Origin of the sequence: Arthrobacter sp. NicSoilB11, assembly GCF_019977375.1 — a bacterium.
GTDB lineage: Bacteria > Actinomycetota > Actinomycetes > Actinomycetales > Micrococcaceae > Arthrobacter.
Genome location: NZ_AP024657.1, coordinates 4,198,907 through 4,220,676 on the forward strand (window position 1 = coordinate 4,198,907; position 21,770 = coordinate 4,220,676).

The window sequence follows — 21,770 nt, forward strand, 5'->3', positions numbered from 1 at the left end:
GTAGCGGCGCTGGGAAAAGCAAGGACGACGCCGGGATGAACAGTAAGTGAGCGGGAGCTTGGGAAACCGCTGCGGGATCCCGTGGAGCGCTTATGGCGTCCGGGACCCGCTGTCCGTCTGCATTCCTCCGTGAACCGGACGGAACTCCCAGGTGTAGGAGCCGTCCGCTTTCAGGCTCATCCTCAGGTGGCCCCAGGTATCACTGAACTTCCGCTGGACGTAGGCCGGGTTGCTCGCGAACGATCGGAGGCCGATACCGCCGGTGGACACCTGGAACTGCTGCATGCCGTCGGGGACGCATTGGTCGGCGTTGTTCACCGGGCAGGTCCGCTCATAGTTGTGCTGGGACCCGGACAGCAGGACTTTCACCCGGTTGTTCCAGAACATGTCGATCCAGGGCTTCGCCTGGGTGAAGCGCGTGTGGCTGGATGTGTCGGACGTGAAATACGGGTCGTGGTAGACGGCCGCCAGATGCTTCCCCGTGGCCTTGGCCGCCTTCAGGTCAGCGTCCATTTCGGCGGTCATCGCCTGCGCCCGGGCCACGTTGTAGCGCCATGTGGCCGTGGGCGCCACCAGGATATGCCAGTTCCCCTTATCGAACGAATACCACTCCAGCGCATCCTGGAACCGGCCCAGAGTGGTGCTGGTAGCGGACTTGGTGGTGTTGACGCACTGGCCGTCCATGAACCGGTCCACGTCATCGTTCACACCCGGCTCCACATCGTGGTTGGGGCCCGTGGTCCAGTACGTCTTGGCTTTCAACCCGCCCCACAGCGTGTTCCACGCTCCAAGCGCCGAGCAGGTCCCCTTGTCGTACTGGAAGTCGCCGATGGCAAGGAAATTATCCAACGAACCATCGTTGAGGCCGCTGATGATGCTGGCAGCGTTCTTGCCGGACGCCGAACTCGTGGACGTATTTCCTGACGGGTTCATGTCGCCAACAGCGGCGAACTCGAAGGAATCACCCGCCGGCGGCGTGGTAGGCGCGGGGGTTGGAGTCGGGGTGGGGGTTGGAGTCGGGGTGGGGCTCGTCCCGCCGGCGGCCGGGTAGACACGTATCCAGTCCACGCGCATTTCCGCAGCACCGTCAGCAGTGGAATCAGGGAACCAGTCCAGTTGCAGCGTCTGGTGCATACTGCCCGGAGGCTGGTGGGTGGGGTCGGTGTCCTCGAACCACTTCACGCCATCCACGTATCCGACCATCCCGGCGGGGGACCAGTCCACTGCGTAGTTGTGGAACTGGGTCACGTCCAGCGTCTTGCTGGCCCTGGTCTGGGAGTTGCTGCAGGAGAAGTGCTGGAAGAAGTTGATCACGTTCCAAGCGCCCGTTGTTTCCGCGTAATCCACTTCGCCGTCGCAAGGCCAGTTTCCGCTGTCCGGCCACAGGATCGAAACCATATGGTACTCATTGTCGCCCGACCCGGCGGCGCGGACTTCCCACCGCCCGTACTTTTGTTTGGCGAACTTCGCGGACATGCCGGCAGTGGTCCCGTCCGGGGTCCCGCTCATGACCATCTTGGAACCGTCCACTGTTACCTGCTGCGGGCTGCGGATACCTTGGCCGGCGTGCCCTGCGCTGTTGTACACGCTCCATTTGGTGGCGTCCGGGGCTCCGGTGTAGTTGAACTCGTCCCCGGCCACAGGTGCGCCCCAGTTCTGCGTGGCAGCAGCCTGGACTCCGCCCGCATCAACGGGCGCGGGCGCAGGGGTGGAGGTAGGGGTGGGGGTTGGCGTCGGGGCGGGGCTTGTCACCACGGCGTCAGCGGCGGTGGTGACAACCAGCTTTGGGCGGAGTGCCGCGTCCAGGGCCTGGTTCGATTTGAAGCCCAGCCATTTCTGCGCGCTGGATTCGAGCCGGAAGTTCTGCTCGCCGCCGGTGGCGCCGACGCCCTTGGTAACGTCCCATTCCACCCAGGCCCCCGTGGCGAACCCGCCGGCCTTGGCCAGCCAACTCCCGCGGGCCGGTGCGTTGTTCCAGGTGACGCCCGTTTCGGCCCATGTGCCGCTGGTGGTGTAAACGTCCACAAACTCGGTCGACGTTGCCGCCGCCTCAGAATATGCCCGCAGCTTTGCCGAGACGACGTGTTCCCCGGCGGGGACTTGGACGTTGAACCGCAGGAGACTGCTCCGCGAGATGCTTGTCCGGCCCTCCGTGGACCAACGCACACTGGTCCCGAAGTTCTCCGTTGGCCGGTCGGCCTGGACATAACTGTCGGCGGTCGGCGCGAATGTCAGCGCTCCCACCGCGTTCGCCACGCTGCCCACTACGGCAAGTGAGGCGAGCATGACTAAGAGTGTCAGGACGGAAACAGCTGGCCGCAGGATAGTTTTCATGGAATGAGACCTTAATGTTCCAGTTGAAATATCCGAAGCATACGCGTGTCACACCCTGTGACACAGCAATTTCCTTAATTGGCAATTGCTGAAAATTTGTGTTACTGCGCGGAGGCGCCGAGCGGGCCGGGGTTAGCCTTCGGCTTTGCCCTGCCGCCAGTAACCCATGAAGGCCACCTGTTTCCGGTCCATCCCCACGTCGCGCACCAGGTAGCGCCGCAGGTCCTTGATGACGGCGGCTTCACCGGCGATCCAGGCGTAGAAGGGCATGGCGCCGGCGGGCATTCCGGGGTTGCCGGCGGCGCCGATGTCCCCCGTTTCGAGGCGTGCGGGGGTTTCCCAGAGGATGTCCGTGTCCACGTTGACGTCTTCGGGCTCCCGGCCGGCGCCGCCGCCGTCCGCTTTGATGCCCACCCAGCCCGGCACGGGGACTGCTGTGCGTACGGCCTCCTGCAGCAGCTGGCCGTGCGGCCGGGAGCGGCCGATGACGGCGCCGCGGGCAAGCCACGTGATCTCGATGTCCGCCGGGGACTGCAGTTCAAGGAAGTCGCCGGCCTGGGGAACCTCCAGGAGGGCGTGCCCGCTCATGTACGGCGGGAGGGTTTCGAGGATGGCGGAGATGGCGGGGACTGCGGTTTCGTCACCGGCAAGGAGGATGCGCTGGGCCAGGCCGGGCCGCCATTCGATGCCGGAGTATGTCCCGGCAGTGATGCAGTGGGCGGCACGGTTGTTGGGCCCGATGATGGTGAGGGCGTCACCGGGTTTGGCCTTCAGGGCCCAGTCCGCGGCCGGCCCGCTGTTGTGCGGCCCGTCCTTATGCATCGCAAAGTCCACGTCGATCTCCGGATACACCGCGTCCAGCCGCGCCTCACGGACGGTGTAGGTCCGCATCGAGCCGCGCACCTCCGGGTCCATGGCCAGCCAATCCCGATACCAGCCGGGCTGGCCGGTGTTGACGGCCGGCAGCGGCAGCTGCGAGCCGTCCGGGGCCAGGGACGGAATCAGGAGCTTGATCCGGAGGTCCAGGGTGTGGCCTTGGACGCCGAAGTCACGCAGCGCGTAGCCACCGAACGTGATCCTGCGGAAGGTGGGGCTGAGCTGCTGGACGGAGGAAACGGTGACCTCAAAGGCGAGACTCATCGGCTGGGTGGTCATCGGCTGGGCACTTGCCGGTTGTGCAGTTGCCGTTTGTGTTCGGGCGGTGTCGCGGGTCGTCATGGGACGGGCTCCAGTTCGTAGGCAGTGTGGTGACGGCCGATGGGGATGATCAGCGGGGTGGCCGAAACGGGGTCCGGGATGACCCGGCTCTCCAGGCCGAAGACGTGGCGGACCAGTCCTTCCGTCACCACCTCGCGCGGGGACCCCACCGCTGTCACGGTGCCGTCCTTCATGGCGATGATGTGGTCCGCGTAGCGGGCCGCCAGATTGAGGTCGTGCAGGACGATTGCCACGGTGATACCCCGTCTGCGGTTGAGGTCCGTTACCAGGTCCAGGACCTCCACCTGGTGGGCCAGGTCAAGGTAGGTGGTGGGTTCGTCCAGCAGCAGGACGTCGGTTTCCTGGGCGAGTGCCATGGCAATCCAGGCCCGCTGCCGCTGGCCGCCGGACAGTTCGTCCACGTCGCGCCCGGCGAGGTCCAGCGTCCCGGTGGCTTCCAGCGCGCGCTGCACGGCGGCGTCGTCCTTGTCACTCCTGCTACGGAAGAAGCCCTGGTGCGGGTAGCGCCCGCGTCCCACCAGGTCTCGGACGGTGATGCCGTCCGGGGCGGTGGGGTGCTGGGGAAGCAGGCCGAGGGTCCGGGCCAGTTCACGGGCCGGACGGGTGTGGATGTCCCTGCCGTCCAGGGTCACGGTGCCGCCGGCGGGCTTCAGGAGCCGGGACAGCCCGCGGAGCAGGGTGGACTTTCCGCACGCGTTGGCACCCACGATCATGGTCACCCTGCCCTCGGGAATCCGGACGTTGAGCCCGTCCGCCACACAGCGCTGGCCGTACGTGAGCGTCAGGTCGCGTGCTTCGAGAAGTGCCACGTCAGGCATCCTTTCGGTTGGCCGTGACCAGGAGCCACAGCAGGAAGGGGGCGCCGAGCGCGCCGGTGACAACACCCACCGGCAGGACGGTGCCGTCCAGGAACAGGGGGGCCAGGTTGGCGGCGACATAGTCTGCCGCCAGGACAATCAGGGCGCCCACCAGGGCCGACGCCGGCAGGCTGGCCTTGCCGGCGAAGCGGCGGGCGATGGGAGCGGCCAGGAAGGCGACGAACGACACCGGCCCTGCGGCCGCCGTCGCAACTGCCGCCAGGGATACCGCGATGACCACCAGCGCCAGGCGTGCGGCATTGACGCGGACCCCCAGCCCGGCTGCGGCATCATCACCCAGTTCCAGGATGCGGAGCGGACCGGCGATGAGCACAACGGCGGGAACCAGCACCGCGAGCGCCAGGAACAGGACTCCGGCCCGGTCCCAGTTGGCGGAGTTCAGGGATCCGTTGAGCCAGACCAGGACGTCGGCGGCAGTGCGGATGTCAGCGCGGGTCGTCAGGAAGCTGACAACGGCGTGCAGGGCGGCAGCGATCCCGACGCCGGCAAGGACCAGCCGGTTTCCGGCGGCGCTCCCCCGGCCTGCCCTGCGGGTGGCACCGCCGCTGGAGATCGCATGGATCAGGCCTGCCACGGCCAGTGCACCCGCCAGCGCCGCCCCGGAAACCAGCGCACCGGAGGCGCCGAAGATGACAATCGCAACCACCGCCGCCGCGCTGGCCCCGGAGCTGATGCCGATGACGTCGGGGCTGGCCAGGGGGTTCCGCAGCATGGTCTGGAACAGGGCGCCGGCCAGCCCGAAGGCAGTCCCGGTCATGGTGCCGATGACGGCCCGCGGAAGCTTGTTCTCCATCACGATGAAGCTGGCGCCCGGAATCCTGGCGCCGCCCGTCACATGGTTGAAGACGATGGCGAAGAAGTCCGGGACGGTCACCGTGTAGCTGCCCAGCAGGACGGATACGAAAAACAGGAGCACGACGGCGGCGCCCAGCACGGCGGTCCGGTTGCCGGCCCCCTTGGCCATCACAGCCCGGCCCCCTTTCCGCGGCGGATCAGCCACACGAACACCGGCGCACCGATGAGGGCGGTCATGATGCCGGCCGGGACTTCGCCCGGCGGCAGCACCACCCGCCCAAGAATGTCGGCGGCCAGGAGCAGGACCGGAGCCGCCACCAGGGAGAAGGCCAGGATCCAGCGGTAGTCGGGCCCGGTGAGGACACGCACGGCATGCGGTACCACCAGGCCCACAAAGCCGATGGGGCCCGCCAATGCCGTGGCGGTGCCGCAGAGCAGGACGATGCCCAGGGCCACCAGGGCCCGCGAGGGCCCGACGCGCCGGCCAAGCCCCCGCGCGATGTCGTCCCCCAGCGCCAGGCTGTTGAGGGTGCGGCCGGCCAGGAGCACGATGAGCGCACCGGCGGCCAGGATCGGCAGGCCGGGCAGGAGTACGGTCCAGTCACGGCCCGCGATGCCGCCCACCTGCCAAAAGCGGAACCTGTCCAGGGTGTCCTGGCTGGAGACCAGGATGATGTTCATGAGCGAGGACAGTCCGGCGCTGAGCGCGGCTCCGGCCAGCGCGAGCTTGACCGGGGTGGCTCCCTCCCTGCCCAGCGAGGCGATGAGGTATACCACCACTGCGGCAGCAGCGGCCCCAATCAAGGCGAACCAAACGTAGCCGGAGAAGGCGGCCACACCGAAGATGTAAATGCCGGCGACCACCGCCAGGGCGGCTCCGGCGTTGACGCCAAGAATGCCGGGGTCGGCCAGCGGATTGCGGGCAACTCCCTGCATCGCGGCCCCGGCCAGGCCCAGCGCGCCGCCGGCCAGCAGGCCCAGGACCGTGCGCGGAATGCGGGCCAGCACCACGGCATGGTCACCGTTTGCGGGATCGAACGCGGAAAGGGCCTGCCATACCGTCGCAAGGGGAACCTCCCGTGCCCCCACGGCCAGCGATGCCCCGGCCACCAGCACCAGCACGACGACGGCGCCGGCCAGCCAGGCGGCTCGCGTTCCCGGCGCATCACCGCAGACGGGAGCAGCGGCGGCCCCGGCCCGCACCTGGGTGCCCGTGCCGGCGGCCGGACGTACCGTCGTCGTACCCATGAAGGCGCGCCCCTACTTCACTGCATCCGCCGCCGTGGCCAACTGCGGCAGGAACGTATCCAGCGACCACGGCAGGCTCAGCGGCGACGACGCCGAGATGGACAGGGTCAGGGTGTTGTCATGGTCGGCCACCAGGGCGCCCTTCCTGATGGCCGGGATCTGCCCGAGCAGCGGATCAGCCTTGATGGCCTCCGCGGTGGACGCGTCGGGAACCCAGGTGACGAAGATGTCCGACTGCAGTTCGTTCGCCTTCTCGGCGGACCAGGAAAGGTAGAACTCCTTGGAACCCTTGGAGTTCTCCGCGACCACATGGGCCAGGGTCATGCCGATTTCGGTGAGGAAGCGGGGACGGTTGTCGTTGGCGGTGTAGACGTTGACGCCGTCACCCCGGGCGGGCTCCAGGTTGCCGTAGATAAAGCTCTTGCCCTGGATCTGCGGGTACTGGGAGACCTTGTCCTTAACGGTGGCCTCGGTGTCGGAGACCAGCTTGGCCGCTTCCGCTTCCTTGCCCAGGGCCTTGCCGATGATGGTGGTGGAGTCCTGCCACGAGGTTCCGTAGGCCACTTCCGGGTGCGCCACCACGGGGGCGATTTCGCTGAGCTTCCTGTAGTCCTCCTCGGTGAGGCCGGAGTAGGCGGCGAGGATGACGTCCGGGGCGAGCCTGGCGATTTCCGTGAAGTTGATGCCGTCCGCCTCCGAGTACTGGACGGGGGCCTTGGCCGATCCGAATCCGGCCCCCAGCTTTTCGAGCGCCGCGTCCTTCCAGGGGGTGGACCCCTTGTCATTGCCACCCCACTCGTTCCTGGGGATACCGACGGGCACCACGCCGAGGGCAATCGCGACGTCGTCGTTCACCCATGAAACCGTCGCCACGCGCGCGGGCTGCTTCTCGATGGTGGTTTGGCCGAATGCATGGCCGATGGTCACCGGGAACTGGGTGCTGCTGCCGGTGCCGCCCGTGCCAGCCACTGAAGAGGCCGGACCCGTGCTGCAGGCGGACAGGGTCAAGGCTGCCGCGGCGAGCACCGCAGCCGCCTTGCCGGCGGAAGAGAAAAGCGTCCGGCGGGTGGAGAGAGGGCCGGAAAAGAGGGGGGGTGTCACGGGGCTCCTTGGATCAGGCTGCTGAAAACTTAAGTAAGGCTAACCTATGTAAATGTCGATTACGCAACGTTTTTGTCACCTAATCCCGCAACGTGACAAAGGCCACATCCGCCATCAGGTTCTTGGACAGGGCGGGGCACATTTGGCAGGATTGCCTTGCCGGCAGGGCACCCTTACCAGGGCACGCTGAACAGAAACGGAACAACGGGAACAATGCGCATGCAAAAGGTCGTTCCGGCCGCCGCTGCCATGGGAAGCGGGGTGGCCGCTTTGGCCTGCTCCGCGGAGACTGACTGACTCCCCTGTTACCCCGGCCCGGCTTAGGGCCGCCCACCCTTTACGAAAGTTCAGCCATGCAATCAGTCACGCCCCAACAAATCCGTTCATCCTTCGTCAACGCCAGCCGCTCAGAAGCAGCCAAGCTGACACTGCCCAGGAACTTCGACGCCCTGGACTGGGACAGCCTGGAGTTCCTGGGCTGGCGCGATGAAAAGATGCCGTTGCGCGGGTACTTGGTGGTTCCCGGCCACAAGGGCCTCACGGGCATCCTGCTCCGGGCGCCCGAAGGAGGAGCCAGGAAGAACCGCTCGGTACTGTGCGAACTGTGCCGGGATGTGTTCTCGAAGGAGGACGTGCTCCTTTGGGTCGCAAGGCGCGCAGGCCAGTCAGGACGCGACGGCAACACCGTGGGGACCCTGATCTGCGCCGACTTCCTGTGTTGTGGCAACGTCCGCAAGGAACCGCCGGCCAACGAGATCAACCCCGATCCGGCGGCCGTCGTGGTACGCCAGATCCAGGGCCTGCAGGACCGCACCGCGCAGTTCCTGGCCCGCGTGCAGAATAAGTAGGCGGGCAGCGGAAGCCCTCCATCACTCCGGTGACGGAGGGCTTCCCCATGTGCCTCAGCGGTAGGAGAAGCTCATCAGCAACGCCTTCAGTTTTTGGCCGTCCCCGCCCCAGTACCATGCCTTCGCCGCCTCGTCATTGGCAAACGGCGGACCGGTGAACAGCACGTCTGCGGCCAAAATGCGGTCGCCGAGCATGACGGGCCCGTTTTGCACCTTGCCGTCCGGTGACACCGGCAATCCCGCCGTCAGCCCCATGCGGTACTCAACGGCACCATTGACGTGATCGGTGAAGAACGACGAATGGGGCGTGGGAACTGCGTGGCCCGCCAGCCCCGGCACTGGGTCCGCCGCAAGGACAAACCTGGCATCAGGACCGGCCACGGCGTCACCCACCTGGCTGTAGTAAATGTTGACCCGCCCGGCGCCGTTGGCATCAATGACGGCGGCCGTTTCCACCGGGGGTGATGCGGAAACCTGCTCATGTACCACGCGCCAGTCCGCCGGATGGGCAAAGGACAGCCGGCCATCGGGGAAGATATAGGTCACCGTCCCGGCAGGAGTGGGCGCGGACGTGGGAGCAGGCGAGGGCGGCGGAACGGCAGTCTCCGTGGACGCGCCCCCGCTCCCTGCGGGGGCGTAGTCCGCGCAGGCGGCGAGGGACAGCGCCGCTGCGGCTGTTATCACAAGGAGGATTGGAGCGGGGTGCCGTGGGCGCATGGGGGTGCCTTTCAAGAGGACGCCATCGTTCTCTCGGAGAAAGTGCGGACCCAGCATCCTGCAGTACCTATGGGATTTACTCTGGCGAGGTGAGTTGGTAAAGCCCAGAGTGGCACAGCGAAAAGACCGGCCACCACGGCCGGAGCGATAAATCCATCAATTTGTTATATTGCTGGATCCGGTTTCAACGCAGGACGATATCCACCGGGTTTGCCTCGGAGCGCCAGGCTCCTTCCTCCCCCGGACGCGGCCGGATCACCGGGGCCGTGAGGACGCCGGAGCGGTTGGTGCGGCGGTCACGGAGGATCTCGGTGACGGAGCCCAGGTGCCGGGACAGATCGATGACGTTTTCCGGGGCAGCCAGCAGCAGCTGGAACCCGAATTCGTGGAGGGCCTTGATGCCGGCGCCGGCGAATTCCTCGGAGGCGAGCACGAACGCTTCGTCCATCATCACGGTGCCGTAGGTGGTGAAGCCCTGCTCGGCGATCCCCAGCTGGTAGCTCAGGGCCGCGGCCATGATGAACGCGGTGAACCGCTGCCGCTCGCCGCCGGACATGGAACCGGTGTCTGCGTGCATGAAGACCTCGGTCTTCGTGCCGCCGCCCTTCTTTTTGCCAGCCGCCGGGCCGGTCACTTCCCGGTGCTCCTTGCACTGGATGAACAGGTGGCCGCGGACGTCGAGCACCTCCGCCCGCCACCGCCGGTCTTCCGGCGCCTGCGAGCCAAGCCTCTTGACCAGGGTCTCCAGGGACTTGTAGCGCGCGGTGAGCTCGGCGTCGTCACCGTCCGGCCCCTCCCCCCTGGCGGCGTCCGTCCTGGCCGGCCGAGCGTGGCGGGCCTTCAAGGCGTTCTGGATGGCGTCCTTGAACTGCTTGGCAGTGGGCGGCAGCGTCTGCTTGATGTCCAGCTCCAGGTAACTGCCCTCATGGAAGTTCACCTGGGAGAGGATGCCGTTGAGGGGCAGGATGCGGCTGGTGATGGAGCGGCGCTCCTCGTCCAGCAGGTGCAGCAGGGTGCTGAAGGATTCGTGCGTGCGCTGGTTGAAGAACTGCCGGAACTCCGCCTCCTGCGCCGGCAGGCCGTCGTTGACGATGGCATGGTAGCGGGCTTCGAATTCGCTGGCCGCGCCAATGCTGGTGCCGTGGTCCGCCGAAATGGCGCTGCCCCACTCCCGGACGAAGCCTTCGAAAATCCGGGTGAGCCGCTCGGCTGTCCCTTGCCCCCGTGATTCAGCAGTGTGCAGTTCGCCCAGCAGGGTGGTCCGGACGCGGTTGGCAAGGTTGTCCAGCTCGTGCATTTCGGTAACGTCGCCGAATTCCGCAAAGTACGGTTCCAGCGCCGTCACGGTAGCGTCCGACGGCGGCGCCTGGGCCAGGCGGTCACGCGCCGCTTCCAGCAGTGAATCCGCAGCCGTGAGCTGGCGGTCCAATGCCTTGTATTCGCTTTGCAGGACGGCCGCGGACTCGGTGCTGGTCTGGTGCTTTTGCCGGACCTCCTCGATGGTGGCGCGCAGGGGCTCCAGGTCCGCCTGCGCGGCAAGTGCGTCCTTGAGCCGCTGCTCGATCCTGGTGAGCTCATCGGCAGCAACGGCCGCGGACACCTGTTCCCAGGGCCGGTCGTCTTCGGCAATCCGGCGCAGGGCGTCGAGCTGACGGCTCATGCCCTGGTGCGAGTCCTCGCGGCTCTGCGCCAGTTCGGCGGCCTTGGCCACTTCCTGCCGGAGGTCCTCCACCTGGCCGGCCACGAGTTCCAGTTTGGCGGCATTGTCGAAGCCCAGGACGTAGTCCTGGCGGCTGGTGAAGCGGTCGTCCTTCTCCACCGTGTGGCGGTTCCGCTTGACCACGCCGCCCAGGCTCAGGCCCTTGTCCAGGGCTGCCAGCTCGTCCGGGTCCTCCACGCAGGGGTAGGCAAAGTCCAGCGCGATGCGCTCACGGACCCACCCGCCGGCTTCGGCCGCCGCGCCGGACTCGAGGATATCCAGCTTGGTGAGCAGGTCGCCGTCGCGCACGTCCTCCACAGCGAGCGCGCCGCCGGCGAGCGGCTTGGAGACGTCCACTGCCCGCAGCGCGCCGCGGACGTTGTGGTCATTCAGGTAGCGGGTGACGGCGCCGAAGTGCTCACCGGGCACCAGCAGGGTGGTGGCCAGGCTGCGGAGCGCACGCTCGGCAGCGGGGCGCCACCGTTCCTCGCCGTCTGCGAGGTCCATGAGCTCGCCGGCAAAGGGCATGCGGTCTTCCGCAATACCGGTGGCAGCGGCGATGGCGGCACGGTTTTCAATGCTCGACGGCGGCAGCAGGGACTTGCGCGTCTTCAACGACACGAGTTCCTGCTCGGCAGCCGCCAGCTCCCGCTTGCGGCTGGCGTGGGCGTCGAAGGCCTCGAACCGCAGCTCCTGCAGGGCCTGCGAATCATCCTTCAGCTCGGCCGACCGTGCCGCCGCCTGCTCGTGTGCCTGCTCCCAGCCGGCCGCGCTCCACTCAAGCTGCAGCCCGGCGTCGGCCAATGCCTGCTGCGCCGCCTCCTCCACCTGGCGCCGCAGCTTCAGGCCAACCCGGGCGTTCTCCAGCGACTGCTCAATCGCGGAAATCGCGTTGCCGCCCTGGTTGTTGTACTCGGTTTCCAGCTGCCGCAGTTCCTTGGCCAGCTTGTCGCGGACCGCACGCTCGGCGCCGAGTTCCTTCGCCTTCGCCTGCGCCAGCTCGCGGAAACGGACCAGCGTCTTCTGGTGCACGGTGACGGCGAGCTGCTGCCTGTACGCCTCGAACTCCCCACCCACCAGCTCCCGCAGCCGGTTCGCGTCCAGCAGCGACTGCGCATATTCGCGGTTCAGTCCCGGCACCGGCGCCAGCTGGTCGCGCTGCTGCCGGACATCCTCCAGCCGCTGGCGGATGGACATCAGGTTGCTGAACTCCTCCACCACGTCATCGGCGGCGGCAAGGGTTGCCGGGGCATCCAGCACCTGGTCGCGGAAGAAGGTGTTGACGCTGCCGCCCAGGCCCTTGCCGGCCTGGATGACGCGCAGCAGGGGCAGGGCCTGGTCCGAGTTGATCCCCAGAAGCCGGCGGAACCGCTCCGCGAACGCCTTGTGCACGTCGAAGACCTGGGCGTGCGGGAAGATCGCCTCAAGCGCGCCCTTGGTGAACCGTTTGTCAGCGATGCCCTCAACCGCCTCTAGGTCCAGGGGCACGTTGTCGATCAGGTAGAACCGGCCCACGCTGGACTCCGTGCCGTTCTTGGGCAGGTCGAACAGCGCCGACACCGTCACCCGCGTCCCGGCGGCGTTGTCGAAGGTCAGGGCGACGGCGGACCAGGTGGCACCCGGGCGCTGGAACGCACTCGCCGAGCCCTCCCCCACCGCCTTGTCCCCCACCTTGCCGCGCATGTACGTGAAGGTGGTCCGCTTGTCCTCCACGGCACCCCCCGACCGCTGCGCCGCCGCCTCGTTTGACCGCGGCCGCGCATCGAAGACCCGCAGCATCGCGTCGAACAGCGTGGATTTACCCACGCCCGAGTTACCGGTCAGCAGGGTTCCGTTCCGGTCAACATGCATGGTGTGCGCTCCATGGAACGTCCCCCAGTTGACCACCTGCACCAACGCAAGCCGCATCTGGCCCGGGTTGGTGACATCCCCCAGCGGGAGCATGCTTGCGATGGTCACTGGTCATCCTCCTCGGACGTGGTTCCGTTCGTCTCCGCGGCGGCCGTGTCCTCCAGGTCCAGGAGCGGCTCCGTTCCTGATTGGTCAGCCGAGGCGGCTACAAGGGCTTCGATGTGGGCCGGGATGTCGCCGATGTTTTCGAACGGCAGGGCCAGGGGCAGGGCGTTGGAGATGGTGTACACGTCGTCCAGTCCGGTGGGGAGCAGGAGCTGGCGGGCCAGGAGCTTGGTGATGGCACGGGTGACCACATCGGAGTCGCGCAGGGCGTCCTGCTGGCCGGCGGGCTGGTAGTGCGCCACCAGGTCCGTGATCTCCTCGCGGGTGATGGTGGGGTCGGTCTGGGCCGTGACGTGCCGGTCCAGCAGCAGGCGGAGCCGGAGCAGCACAATGGTTTCCACCCGGCTGAGGGCACGCTGCTGGCGCAGGATGCTGGACCGGGCGCTCCCGCCGATGACGTCCGGGTCCACGGGGCGAAGGACCGCGATTTTCCGCTCGTGGTCCAGCTGCAGGGTCAGGAACAGCTCGGACAGGCGGCTGCGCAGGATCACCTGGTTGTCCAGCAGTACCGTCCAGAGCTTTTCGTCCCGGCCGCCGTCGATGTACGGGCCCTTCAACAGCTTCACCAGGGCCTGGCGCACTTTCATGGACAGGACGCCGGTATCGCCGGGGAACAGGGCAGCGCCGTCGACGAAGGTATCGCGCGGGGACACTGCGAAGGGGCGCTCAACGCCCGGTGCCGCCCCCGCCCGTTCGCCGCGCGGCTGGTCTTCGATCAGCTCTGGGCCCTCAGCGTTTGAAACTTCAGTCATGTGGATCCTTTGCGAGCGTAACCACGGGCAGGTAGGCCCTGCGGGTGGAGCCGTCTATCTGTTCGAAGTCCAGGCCATCCCAGGCGCTGCGGTTGAAGTCGGCCCCGGCGTGCAGGGCCTCGGACAGCAGCGCGCGGATGGTGTTGATGTGCTGCTCTTCGGGCGGCAGCTGCTGCCAGGCGGCGGCGAGCGTGGCAGCCCCAGCCATGGCGGACCGGACGACGTCGGGCCTGGCCTTGCCCGTCCGCGGCGAGCGCACCCGGTCCGAGTCGGTGAACGCGATGGGATCGGCCAGCCTGGGTGGTGCCGCGAACTCGTCGGGGTCGAAGAGCTTCACCATGGACAGTGACTCAAACCCTGCGTTGTACAGGACGGGGCCGGGAACCAGGCCGGGCCGTTCACGCTCGTACGGGAGTGAACGGATGGCCTGTTCTGCCTCGCGCAGGACCTTCCGGAGCCGGACCGACTGGCGGAAGTCGTCGCTCTGGACGTACGTGTTCAGGCTTTCGCTGAGCTTGCCGTAGATGCGCTGGATCTGGCTGTGCTGCTGCCGGAGCTCGGCCACCAGGTTCTTCAGTGTCTCCCGGTCGTCAGGTGACAGGTCATCCGCGAACTGGCGGCTCAGGACCTCCCCAATCGCGGACCGGAACCGCACTTGCTGCTGCGGGTCCTCCAGGAAGGCGGTAAAGGACCGGAACGTCCTGCCCTCCGGGCTTTGGCGGAGCCGCTTGTCCGCCTCCAGGACCTGGGCCATGGTGGCGCCCTTGGTCAGCGACTCCTCGATGATCTGGTTGCGCAGTCCGCCCACCAGTTCCTCGATCCGGTCGCGCATCTTTTTGTAGTCCGCGGGCAAACTGGCGGCCAGGTCCAGGATGTTTCCGGCGGCCTCCACGGCCTCGTCGTCGTCAAGCAGGCCGTCGAAGTCGCCCGTGCTGATGTCCTGGATCAGCTGCTGCCGCTCTTCGATTTCCTCTTCCAGGGCTTCGAGGCGCGCACTTTGGTCCGGGTTGGTCTCGTTGGCGAGCTTTTCCACGTCCCCCAGCAGGGTGCCCAGCCGGGAACCGTTCAACGTGGACCGCTCGCTGGAAAGGCTGTCAAGGAAGGCGAGCACGCGTGCTGCAGGCTCGGTGGCCTCGTAGACGATCTGGCCTGACTGGTTCCGCCGGGTCAGGAACTGCCGCCGGGTCCACTCATCCCCGAACGCCTTTCCGCTGGCCCCTCCGCCCAGGCCCGGATCCTGGCGCCGGAGCTCCTCAAGGAAGGAGTCGACGTCGGCATGGAATTCCTCGAGCGGCACCTGCGGCCGGGTGCGGGTGAAGGAAGCCTGGAGCACGGCGATCACCCAGGGCGCCGAACGCGTCAGTGCCCACGCGGGCCCCTTGGTGAGGAGTTCGAGGTCCCGGAGCCGGGCGCTGATGGCGTCAGCGGATGACCTGGCGGAGCGGGGCACGCACTCTCCTTGGACTGTTGAACGGGGGCTGAACGGGGACCGGGCAGGGGCGGCACGCAGGGGACGAACCGGAAAACTGCCAACTACAAGGTTAACGCAGCCGCCGCGACCGCTCCGTGACCTACCTGCCGGTAGCATTTCGATCCCATATCAACAGGCTCCCCCGCCCGTGCCGGGTCTGGCTGGCCGCGCAGCTGTCCCCCTACGCTTCTGCTACTGGTCTTCGCCACCGCAGTCTTATGCAAAGCAACGTCGCAGCAGGGGGATTCATGCAGTTCGATCTAAGCTCAGTGGAAACAGCCACCTTGGTCTTCATCGGGACGCTGGTGTTCGGCGCAGTCCTGGCCGCATTCGTCCTCTCGGCGGGGCTGGTTGCCCTGGCGCTGCTGGGGGTGGGCAAGCTCACCTGGATGGTGGTGGCCAATACGCTCCTGGCGGTGGTCCACGGGATCAACTCCGGCTGGGACCGGCTGGTCCGCCGGGCCTCCACCGTGGAACTGCCCGGCGATTTCCAGGCGCAGCCATCCCCTAGCACCGGAACCTACCCGCGGGTAATCTTGAGGGACAGCTGAAGGGTTCTCCAACCCGGCGGATCCATGGCTACACCGGCCACTCCGGCCAAGGAGATAACCCATGACCTCCGCAACTGACAGCCAGGCCAAAGACGCCCCGGCTGAAGAAACCCCCGTCCCCGCCGGCAACATCGGCGCCGGAGCCACCGCCGAAGATGCCCGGGCCGTTGCCGAAGCCGCCCGTGAATCCGGCTGGGACCGTCCCAGCTTCGCCAAGGGCCTCTATTTGGGCAGTTTCGACCTGGGCCTGGTCCATCCCTGGCCGGCTGCCGACCCCGCTTCCGTGGACAAGGGCGAGGCATTCATGGCCCGCCTCACGGAGTTCGCCAAAACCATGTCCGGGCGGGTCATTGAACGGGAAGCGAAGATTCCGGACGAATACATCAAGGACCTGGCAGCCCTGGGCGTCTTCGGGATGAAAATCCCGGAGGAATACGGCGGCCTGGGCCTCTCCCTGGTCTATTACGGCAGGGCCCTTGCCCTGCTGGGCAGCGTGCACCCCAGCCTGGGCGCCCTCATCTCCGCCCATCAGTCCATCGGCGTGCCCGAGCCGGTCAAGGTGTTCGGCACGCCCGAACAGAAGCGTGAGTACCTGCCGCGGTGCGCTGCCGGCGCCGTCACTGCTTTCCTCCTCACCGAACCGGACGTGGGCAGCGATCCCGCCCGGCTGGGCAGCACGGCAACTCCCACGGACGACGGCGACGCGTACCTTTTGGACGGCGTGAAACTTTGGACCACCAACGGGGTGATCGCGGAACTGGTGGTGGTCATGGCAGTTGTCCCGGCGCACACCGATCCGGACGGCACCAGGCACAAGGGCGGCATCAGCGCGTTCGTGGTGGAAATGGACTCGCCGGGCATCACGGTGGAAAACCGCAATGCCTTCATGGGCCTGCGCGGCATCGAGAACGGGGTTACCCGGTTCCACCAGGTGCGGGTGCCGGCCGCCAACCGGCTGGGCCGGGAGGGCCAGGGACTGAAGATCGCGCTGACCACGCTCAACACCGGCCGCCTGGCGCTTCCGGCGCTGTGCGTGGCGTCCGGGCGCTGGAGCCTGAAGATTGCCCGTGAATGGTCCAACGCCCGCACCCAGTGGGGCAGGCCCGTGGGTGAACATGAGGCAGTCGGCAAGAAGATCGCCTTCATCGCGGCCACGGCTTTTGCCCTGGATGCCGTGTTCGAACTCTCCGCAGAACTTGCCGATGCCGGGCAGAAGGATGTCCGGATCGAGGCCGCGCTCGCAAAGCTCTGGGCCACCGAAATCAGCTGCCGGATCGCGGACGAACTGGTCCAGATCCGCGGCGGACGGGGGTTTGAGACCGCTGAATCACTGGCCGCGCGCGGTGAACGTGCCGTCGCGGCGGAGCAGCAGCTGCGGGACATGCGGATCAACCGGATCTTCGAGGGGTCCTCCGAAATCATGCGGCTGCTGATTGCGCGCGAGGCGGTGGATGCGCACCTGGCTGCCGCCGGCGACCTTGCTTCGCTGGATGCGAGCATGGCGGACAAAGCGAAGGCCGCCGTCGGCGCCTCCGGCTTCTATGCAAAGTGGCTGCCCAAGCTGGTGGCCGGCGCCGGCATGGACCCCCGCTCCTACGGGGAGTTCGGCAGGCTGGCCAAACACCTCCGGTTCGTTGAACGGTCGTCGCGCCGGTTGGCCCGGCAGACCTTCTATGGCATGGGCCGGTGGCAGGCCAAGCTGGAGCGGAAGCAGGCGTTCCTGGGCCGAGTGGTGGATATCGGCGCCGAACTGTTCGCCATGACTGCATGCTGCTCCCGCGCAGAGATGCTGCTGAAAACCGCCCCGGAAAAGGCTGCCGGCGCCTACGAGCTTGCCGACGCCTACTGCGAGCAGGCCAGGGTGCGGGTGGACGAGTACTTTGACCAGCTGTGGCGGAACACCGACGATGCCGACCGGGCGTTGACGCGGAAGGTCCTCGCCGGTGACTACCCATGGCTTGAGGCAGGGGTCCTGGACCAGTCCGAAGGCACCGGCCCGTGGATCGCCGATGCCTCGCCGGGCCCATCCAGGAAGGAGGACCTGCACCGGAAATACCGGTAAAGCCGCAGGTCACAAAATAGTAAGCACGCTTGCTATCACCCGGGGCGGGTGGTTGAGTTGAGCCATGAGCAGCTCAACGGAACCAGAGAACCTGCCTCCCCGGCGTGCCCGGGAGGACGAAACCACCCGCAGCGGAAGCTACCGGGAGGCAGCCGCAGACGATGCCGCCACGCGCTCGATGGACCAGGCGCCGGCCGGCCAGCGGGAGCGGGACTACACCCGCGCCCCCGCCGCGGAGCGCGAATACCAGCCTGCCCCCACCAGGGCCACACCCGTGGTGGAACCGGTGGCAGACCCAACGCTTGCGAACCGGGAAACCGCCGTCGCGCGCCAGAAGGAGCGGTTTGGCGGCATCAAAGTGGGCTCGGCCTTCTTCGGATGGCTGACCGCCACCGGGATGGCCGTGCTCCTCACCGCACTGGTGGCAGCCGCCGGAACCGCCGTGGGCCTGGCGAGCAACACCGACGTCAACGAGGCCGTGAACCAGGCGGCGCAGAACAGCGGCACGGTTGGCCTGGTGGGCATCATCGTGCTGCTGGTGATCCTCTTCCTCTCCTACTACTGCGGCGGCTACGTGGCCGGGCGGATGGCCCGCTTCAACGGCCTCAAGCAGGGACTCATGGTCTGGATCTGGGCGCTGATCGCAGCCGTTGTGGTGGCCATCCTGGGCCTGGTCGCCGGGCAACAGTTCAACGTCCTGGCCAACCTGAACAGCTTCCCGCGGATCCCAATCAACGAGGGACAGCTGACCACCACCAGCATCATCGCCGCGATCGTGGTGGCGGCAGTCGCCCTTGTCGGCGCGCTGCTGGGCGGCCTGGCGGGCATGCGGTTCCACCGGAAGGTCGACCGCGCCGGATTCACCCCGGACAGCGAGTTTTACGACGACGGGGAGTAGTCAGGCGAGGATGTCACCGTCCACATACAGCCACCGGCCATCCTCCCGGACAAACCTGCTGTTCTCGTGCAGGACCCCGCGTTCCCGGCCCTGCCGGTAGTAGGCCTTGAATTCGACGGTCCCTTCGGAATCGAAGGGACCGCCGTTGCTGGTGGACACAATGTCCAGGCGGCGCCATTCCATGGCCGTGTCCAGGTCCAGGCTGGCCGGCGCGGTGGACGGATGGTGGGTGCGCAGCAGGTAGTCCTCATCCAGCCGGACGAACGCACTATAGCGTGACCGCATCAGCTGTTCGGCAGTGGCTGCAGATGCGCGGCCGGAAAGGAACCTGCCGCAACATTCGGCGTACGGCTCCCCGGACAGGCACGTGCAGTTCGCGGACTCCATCGATTCGGTCATCCGGTGATGCTGCCATATCCGGTAACAGCTTCGCTACAACCTCGAACCGTGCCGGGCAGGCGGCGGCATCGCCTGATAAAAATCCGTATGGTGGAGAAGGAGCCTGCCGCCGGCCGTGAGTGCCGGGGCGGCCCAGGATGTTGATTGGAGAGGAGAGAAGACGTGGAGAACCCGGACACTCTCGTCCTCAACCTGACATTCCTGGGCACGGTGGGCGTTGCCCTCCTTATGTTTCTGGTCCTCTTCCTGCTGGGCGTTATCACCTTGGTGCTCGCGGGCCTGGGCCGGTTTGCCGCCCTTGTGCTGATGGCCTTGTTCGGGCGCGTTCCCGGCAGGAGGGATTCTCCCGGTACCGCCGGCGCCCCCGTGAATCCGGACCAAGCCCGCAGGCCGCTCCGGGCTCGGGCCTCCGCACTCAAGCCGGACCGGCTGAAGAAGTCGCTCCGCACCGCCGTCGAACGCCATCCCAAGCTTGCTGCCGCCCGCCATGAACCCCCGGTCCTCGCTGAGGACTGGGCCTCCGCGGTCGCCGAGGCCGACAAGCGCGCCCAGGCCAGGGCGCGCGCCGCGGCGCCCGAAATCAAACTGTCGGTGCGGGACCTTCCAGACCCGGCCGTCCCTGCCGACAAGGTGTCCGAGGTAGCCCCGCTGGTGGAGTCCGCCCTGCACAACCACCGGCCGCCGCATGAGCTGCCCAGGTCCTTCAAGAAGCCCCAGCCGCCTCATCCGGTAGCGCCGCTGGATACCGGGTCCCTGGTTTCCATAGCCGGCCCGCAGCAGGTGCTCAAGGAGAAGGCGCAGAATCCGCGCCCCCAGCCGTAAGGGAGAAACGGCCAAGCCCTTACCCTGAGCAACCATCTGGGTTAGCGTGAACATATGGAATTCAGATACCTCGGAAACAGCGGCTTCAAAGTCTCGGAAATCACGTTCGGCAACTGGCTGACGCACGGCTCGCAGGTGGAAAACGACGTTGCCACCCAGTGCGTGCGGGCTGCCCTCGACGCCGGCATCAGCACCTTCGATACCGCCGACGTCTACGCCAACACAGCCGCGGAAACCGTCCTGGGCCGGGCCCTGAAGGACGAGCGCCGCGAATCCCTGGAAATCTTCACCAAAGTCTTTGGCCCCACCGGCCCCAAGGGCAAGAACGATCTTGGCCTGTCCCGCAAACACATCATGGAGTCCATCAATGGCTCGCTGCGGAGGCTGCAAACGGACTACGTGGACCTCTACCAGGCCCACCGCTATGACTTCGAAACGCCGCTGGAAGAAACCATGCAGGCCTTCGCGGACATCGTCCGGCAGGGCAAGGCGCTGTACATCGGCGTGAGCGAGTGGACCGCGGACCAGCTCCGCGAGGGCCACAAACTGTCCAAAGAGCTTGGCTTCCAGCTCATCTCCAACCAGCCGCAGTACTCCATGCTGTGGCGCGTGATCGAAGCCGAGGTGGTCCCGGCGTCGGAGGAACTGGGGGTCTCCCAGATTGTCTGGTCGCCCATGGCCCAGGGCGTCCTCAGCGGCAAGTACCAGCCCGGCCAGCCCGCTCCGGAGGGCAGCCGCGCCACGGATGAAAAGGGCGGCGCCAAGATGATCCAGCGCTGGATGCGCGACGACGTCCTGGCAGCCGTGCAGGAACTGAAGCCGATCGCCCAGGAAGCGGGCCTCTCCATGCCGCAGCTGGCTGTGGCATGGGTGCTGCAGAACCCCAACGTTGCGTCAGCCATCGTGGGTGCCTCGCGGCCCGAGCAGATTGCCGACAGCGTGGGCGCAGCCGGCGTGAAGCTGGAGGCGGAGGTCCTCAAGAAGATCGACGACGCCGTCGGTGGCCTTGCTGAACGGGACCCCGCACAGACCAAGTCGCCGGCCACCCGGGAAGCGTAAGTGGCGTCCCCGTCGGAACTGTCCCCGTCAGAGCTCCCGGAGCTTGCGGTCACCGGGGCCACCGGAGGCCTGGGCGGAATGCTGGCGCGGCAGCTTGCCGCCTCCGGCTTCGCCCAGCGCCTGCTGGTGCGCGATGCGGCACGGGCGCCACAGCTGGATGACGCCCATCCCGTGGTGTGTTCCTACGGGGACGGCGCTGCCTCCCGGCGCGCCCTGGAGGGGGCGAAAATCCTCTTCATGGTGTCCGCCGCGGAGGCCGAAGACAGGCTGCAGCAGCACTACGCATTTGTGGACGCCGCTGCTGATGCCGGCGTGGAGCACGTGGTGTACACGTCCTTTTACCGTGCCGCGCCGGACGCCACCTTCACCCTGGCCAGGGACCATCACGCCACGGAGGAGCGGATCAGGGCGTCCGGGCTGCAATACACCTTCCTGCGGGACAACTTCTACCTCGACTTCCTGCCGCTGCTGGCCGGGGAGGACGGCGTGATCCGCGGGCCTGCCGGCGACGGCGTGTTCTCGGGCGTGGCCCGGGAGGATGTTGCCCGCTGCGCCCATGCGGTCCTGCGGGATCCGGCCATCCACAAGGGCAAGACCTATGACCTGACCGGTCCGGAGGAACTGACCCTGGCACAGGCGGCGGAGGTGCTGAGCACCGGGACCGGGCGCACCATCAGCTACCACCCCGAGACGGTGGAGGAAGCCTATGCGTCCCGGGCCTCCTACGGTGTGCCGCAGTGGCAGCTGGACGCCTGGGTCAGCACCTACACGGCGATGGCCGCCGGTGAGATGGCGGGGCTCTCGCCGGACATCCACGGGCTGACCGGCCAGGACCCCATCAGCCTTGCCGAGTTCCTGACGCGGCCGGTGCTGTAGCGGCTGTTTTACGCGTTGACGGGCGG

Annotated in this window: 18 protein-coding genes; 7 read left to right on the forward strand and 11 right to left on the reverse strand. The window is 67.1% G+C overall.

All coding sequences use genetic code 11. The features are described 5' to 3' along the window. Positions 1–90: 90 nt before the first annotated feature. From LDO14_RS19525 to LDO14_RS19550, 6 genes are all read right to left on the reverse strand, one after another. Positions 91–2,286 (reverse strand): DNRLRE domain-containing protein, encoded by a 2,196-nt coding sequence (locus tag LDO14_RS19525; protein WP_223993014.1) that lies wholly within the window; start codon positions 2,284–2,286, stop codon positions 91–93. Positions 2,287–2,466: 180 nt separating this feature from the next. Further along, entirely contained in the window at positions 2,467–3,489 is a 1,023-nt protein-coding gene (locus tag LDO14_RS19530; protein ID WP_223993017.1) for a siderophore-interacting protein, read from the reverse strand. 59 nt (positions 3,490–3,548) lie between these two features. After that, positions 3,549–4,361 (reverse strand): ABC transporter ATP-binding protein, encoded by an 813-nt coding sequence (locus tag LDO14_RS19535; RefSeq protein WP_134164934.1) that lies wholly within the window; start codon positions 4,359–4,361, stop codon positions 3,549–3,551. Position 4,362: 1 nt separating this feature from the next. Continuing rightward, positions 4,363–5,394, reverse strand: a complete 1,032-nt coding sequence (locus tag LDO14_RS19540) for an iron chelate uptake ABC transporter family permease subunit (RefSeq protein ID WP_223993018.1) — start codon at positions 5,392–5,394, stop codon at positions 4,363–4,365. After that, the gene (locus LDO14_RS19545) at positions 5,394–6,473 is read right to left on the reverse strand and encodes an iron chelate uptake ABC transporter family permease subunit (protein ID WP_223993019.1); all 1,080 of its coding nucleotides are present in this window, start codon (positions 6,471–6,473) and stop codon (positions 5,394–5,396) included. The genes LDO14_RS19540 and LDO14_RS19545 overlap by 1 nt, the downstream gene beginning before the upstream one ends. A 12-nt stretch (positions 6,474–6,485) precedes the next feature. Then, on the reverse strand, positions 6,486–7,574 hold the full coding sequence (locus LDO14_RS19550) for an iron-siderophore ABC transporter substrate-binding protein (RefSeq protein WP_223993020.1): 1,089 nt from the start codon (positions 7,572–7,574) through the stop codon (positions 6,486–6,488). A gap of 353 nt (positions 7,575–7,927) precedes the next feature. Between LDO14_RS19550 and LDO14_RS19555 the strand changes: the two genes are divergently transcribed. Then, positions 7,928–8,422 (forward strand): FBP domain-containing protein, encoded by a 495-nt coding sequence (locus LDO14_RS19555; RefSeq protein ID WP_223993021.1) that lies wholly within the window; start codon positions 7,928–7,930, stop codon positions 8,420–8,422. A 54-nt stretch (positions 8,423–8,476) separates the two neighbouring features. Here LDO14_RS19555 and LDO14_RS19560 read toward each other — a convergent pair whose 3' ends face one another. From LDO14_RS19560 to LDO14_RS19575, 4 genes are all read right to left on the reverse strand, one after another. Then, on the reverse strand, positions 8,477–9,106 hold the full coding sequence (locus LDO14_RS19560) for a hypothetical protein (protein WP_223993022.1): 630 nt from the start codon (positions 9,104–9,106) through the stop codon (positions 8,477–8,479). 217 nt (positions 9,107–9,323) lie between these two features. Continuing rightward, positions 9,324–12,797 (reverse strand): ATP-binding protein, encoded by a 3,474-nt coding sequence (locus tag LDO14_RS19565; RefSeq protein ID WP_223993023.1) that lies wholly within the window; start codon positions 12,795–12,797, stop codon positions 9,324–9,326. Further along, positions 12,794–13,606 carry a DUF4194 domain-containing protein gene (locus tag LDO14_RS19570; protein WP_018771920.1) on the reverse strand — a complete coding sequence of 271 codons (813 nt, stop codon included), beginning with the start codon at positions 13,604–13,606 and terminating at the stop codon, positions 12,794–12,796. Before LDO14_RS19570 ends, LDO14_RS19565 begins: the two co-directional genes overlap by 4 nt. Continuing rightward, positions 13,599–15,056 (reverse strand): DUF3375 family protein, encoded by a 1,458-nt coding sequence (locus tag LDO14_RS19575; RefSeq protein WP_223993024.1) that lies wholly within the window; start codon positions 15,054–15,056, stop codon positions 13,599–13,601. Before LDO14_RS19575 ends, LDO14_RS19570 begins: the two co-directional genes overlap by 8 nt. A gap of 269 nt (positions 15,057–15,325) precedes the next feature. Between LDO14_RS19575 and LDO14_RS19580 the strand changes: the two genes are divergently transcribed. From LDO14_RS19580 to LDO14_RS19590, 3 genes are all read left to right on the forward strand, one after another. Further along, on the forward strand, positions 15,326–15,628 hold the full coding sequence (locus LDO14_RS19580) for a hypothetical protein (RefSeq protein ID WP_223993026.1): 303 nt from the start codon (positions 15,326–15,328) through the stop codon (positions 15,626–15,628). Positions 15,629–15,689: 61 nt separating this feature from the next. Continuing rightward, positions 15,690–17,690 (forward strand): acyl-CoA dehydrogenase family protein, encoded by a 2,001-nt coding sequence (locus LDO14_RS19585; RefSeq protein ID WP_223993028.1) that lies wholly within the window; start codon positions 15,690–15,692, stop codon positions 17,688–17,690. 64 nt (positions 17,691–17,754) lie between these two features. Beyond that, positions 17,755–18,588 carry a TIGR04086 family membrane protein gene (locus LDO14_RS19590; protein WP_223993038.1) on the forward strand — a complete coding sequence of 278 codons (834 nt, stop codon included), beginning with the start codon at positions 17,755–17,757 and terminating at the stop codon, positions 18,586–18,588. Here LDO14_RS19590 and LDO14_RS19595 read toward each other — a convergent pair whose 3' ends face one another. Then, a complete protein-coding gene (locus LDO14_RS19595) occupies positions 18,589–18,987 on the reverse strand; it encodes a YchJ family protein (RefSeq protein WP_223993039.1) in 399 nt (132 codons plus the stop codon). 162 nt (positions 18,988–19,149) lie between these two features. On the opposite strand from LDO14_RS19595, the gene LDO14_RS19600 reads away from it, so the two are divergent. From LDO14_RS19600 to LDO14_RS19610, 3 genes are all read left to right on the forward strand, one after another. Then, positions 19,150–19,809 carry a hypothetical protein gene (locus LDO14_RS19600; protein ID WP_223993041.1) on the forward strand — a complete coding sequence of 220 codons (660 nt, stop codon included), beginning with the start codon at positions 19,150–19,152 and terminating at the stop codon, positions 19,807–19,809. A 54-nt stretch (positions 19,810–19,863) separates the two neighbouring features. Further along, positions 19,864–20,868: an aldo/keto reductase family protein gene (locus LDO14_RS19605; RefSeq protein WP_223993043.1), complete on the forward strand. Its 1,005-nt coding sequence runs from the start codon at positions 19,864–19,866 to the stop codon at positions 20,866–20,868. Between the two features lie 78 nt (positions 20,869–20,946). Then, a complete protein-coding gene (locus tag LDO14_RS19610) occupies positions 20,947–21,744 on the forward strand; it encodes an SDR family oxidoreductase (RefSeq protein ID WP_263422511.1) in 798 nt (265 codons plus the stop codon). Positions 21,745–21,770 lie beyond the last annotated feature (26 nt).

Excerpts from the sequence above, each read along its gene's own strand:
- LDO14_RS19525 (WP_223993014.1), bottom strand. The coding sequence starts at position 2,286 with ATGCTCGCCTCACTTGCCGTAGTGGGCAGCGTGGCGAACGCGGTGGGA.
- LDO14_RS19530 (WP_223993017.1), bottom strand. The coding sequence starts at position 3,489 with ATGACCACCCAGCCGATGAGTCTCGCCTTTGAGGTCACCGTTTCCTCC.
- LDO14_RS19540 (WP_223993018.1), bottom strand. The coding sequence starts at position 5,394 with ATGGCCAAGGGGGCCGGCAACCGGACCGCCGTGCTGGGCGCCGCCGTC.
- LDO14_RS19545 (WP_223993019.1), bottom strand. The coding sequence starts at position 6,473 with ATGGGTACGACGACGGTACGTCCGGCCGCCGGCACGGGCACCCAGGTG.
- LDO14_RS19555 (WP_223993021.1), top strand. The coding sequence starts at position 7,928 with ATGCAATCAGTCACGCCCCAACAAATCCGTTCATCCTTCGTCAACGCC.
- LDO14_RS19570 (WP_018771920.1), bottom strand. The coding sequence starts at position 13,606 with ATGACTGAAGTTTCAAACGCTGAGGGCCCAGAGCTGATCGAAGACCAG.
- LDO14_RS19580 (WP_223993026.1), top strand. The coding sequence starts at position 15,326 with ATGCAGTTCGATCTAAGCTCAGTGGAAACAGCCACCTTGGTCTTCATC.
- LDO14_RS19585 (WP_223993028.1), top strand. The coding sequence starts at position 15,690 with ATGACCTCCGCAACTGACAGCCAGGCCAAAGACGCCCCGGCTGAAGAA.
- LDO14_RS19590 (WP_223993038.1), top strand. The coding sequence starts at position 17,755 with ATGAGCAGCTCAACGGAACCAGAGAACCTGCCTCCCCGGCGTGCCCGG.
- LDO14_RS19595 (WP_223993039.1), bottom strand. The coding sequence starts at position 18,987 with ATGACCGAATCGATGGAGTCCGCGAACTGCACGTGCCTGTCCGGGGAG.
- LDO14_RS19605 (WP_223993043.1), top strand. The coding sequence starts at position 19,864 with ATGGAATTCAGATACCTCGGAAACAGCGGCTTCAAAGTCTCGGAAATC.
- LDO14_RS19610 (WP_263422511.1), top strand. The coding sequence starts at position 20,947 with ATGCTGGCGCGGCAGCTTGCCGCCTCCGGCTTCGCCCAGCGCCTGCTG.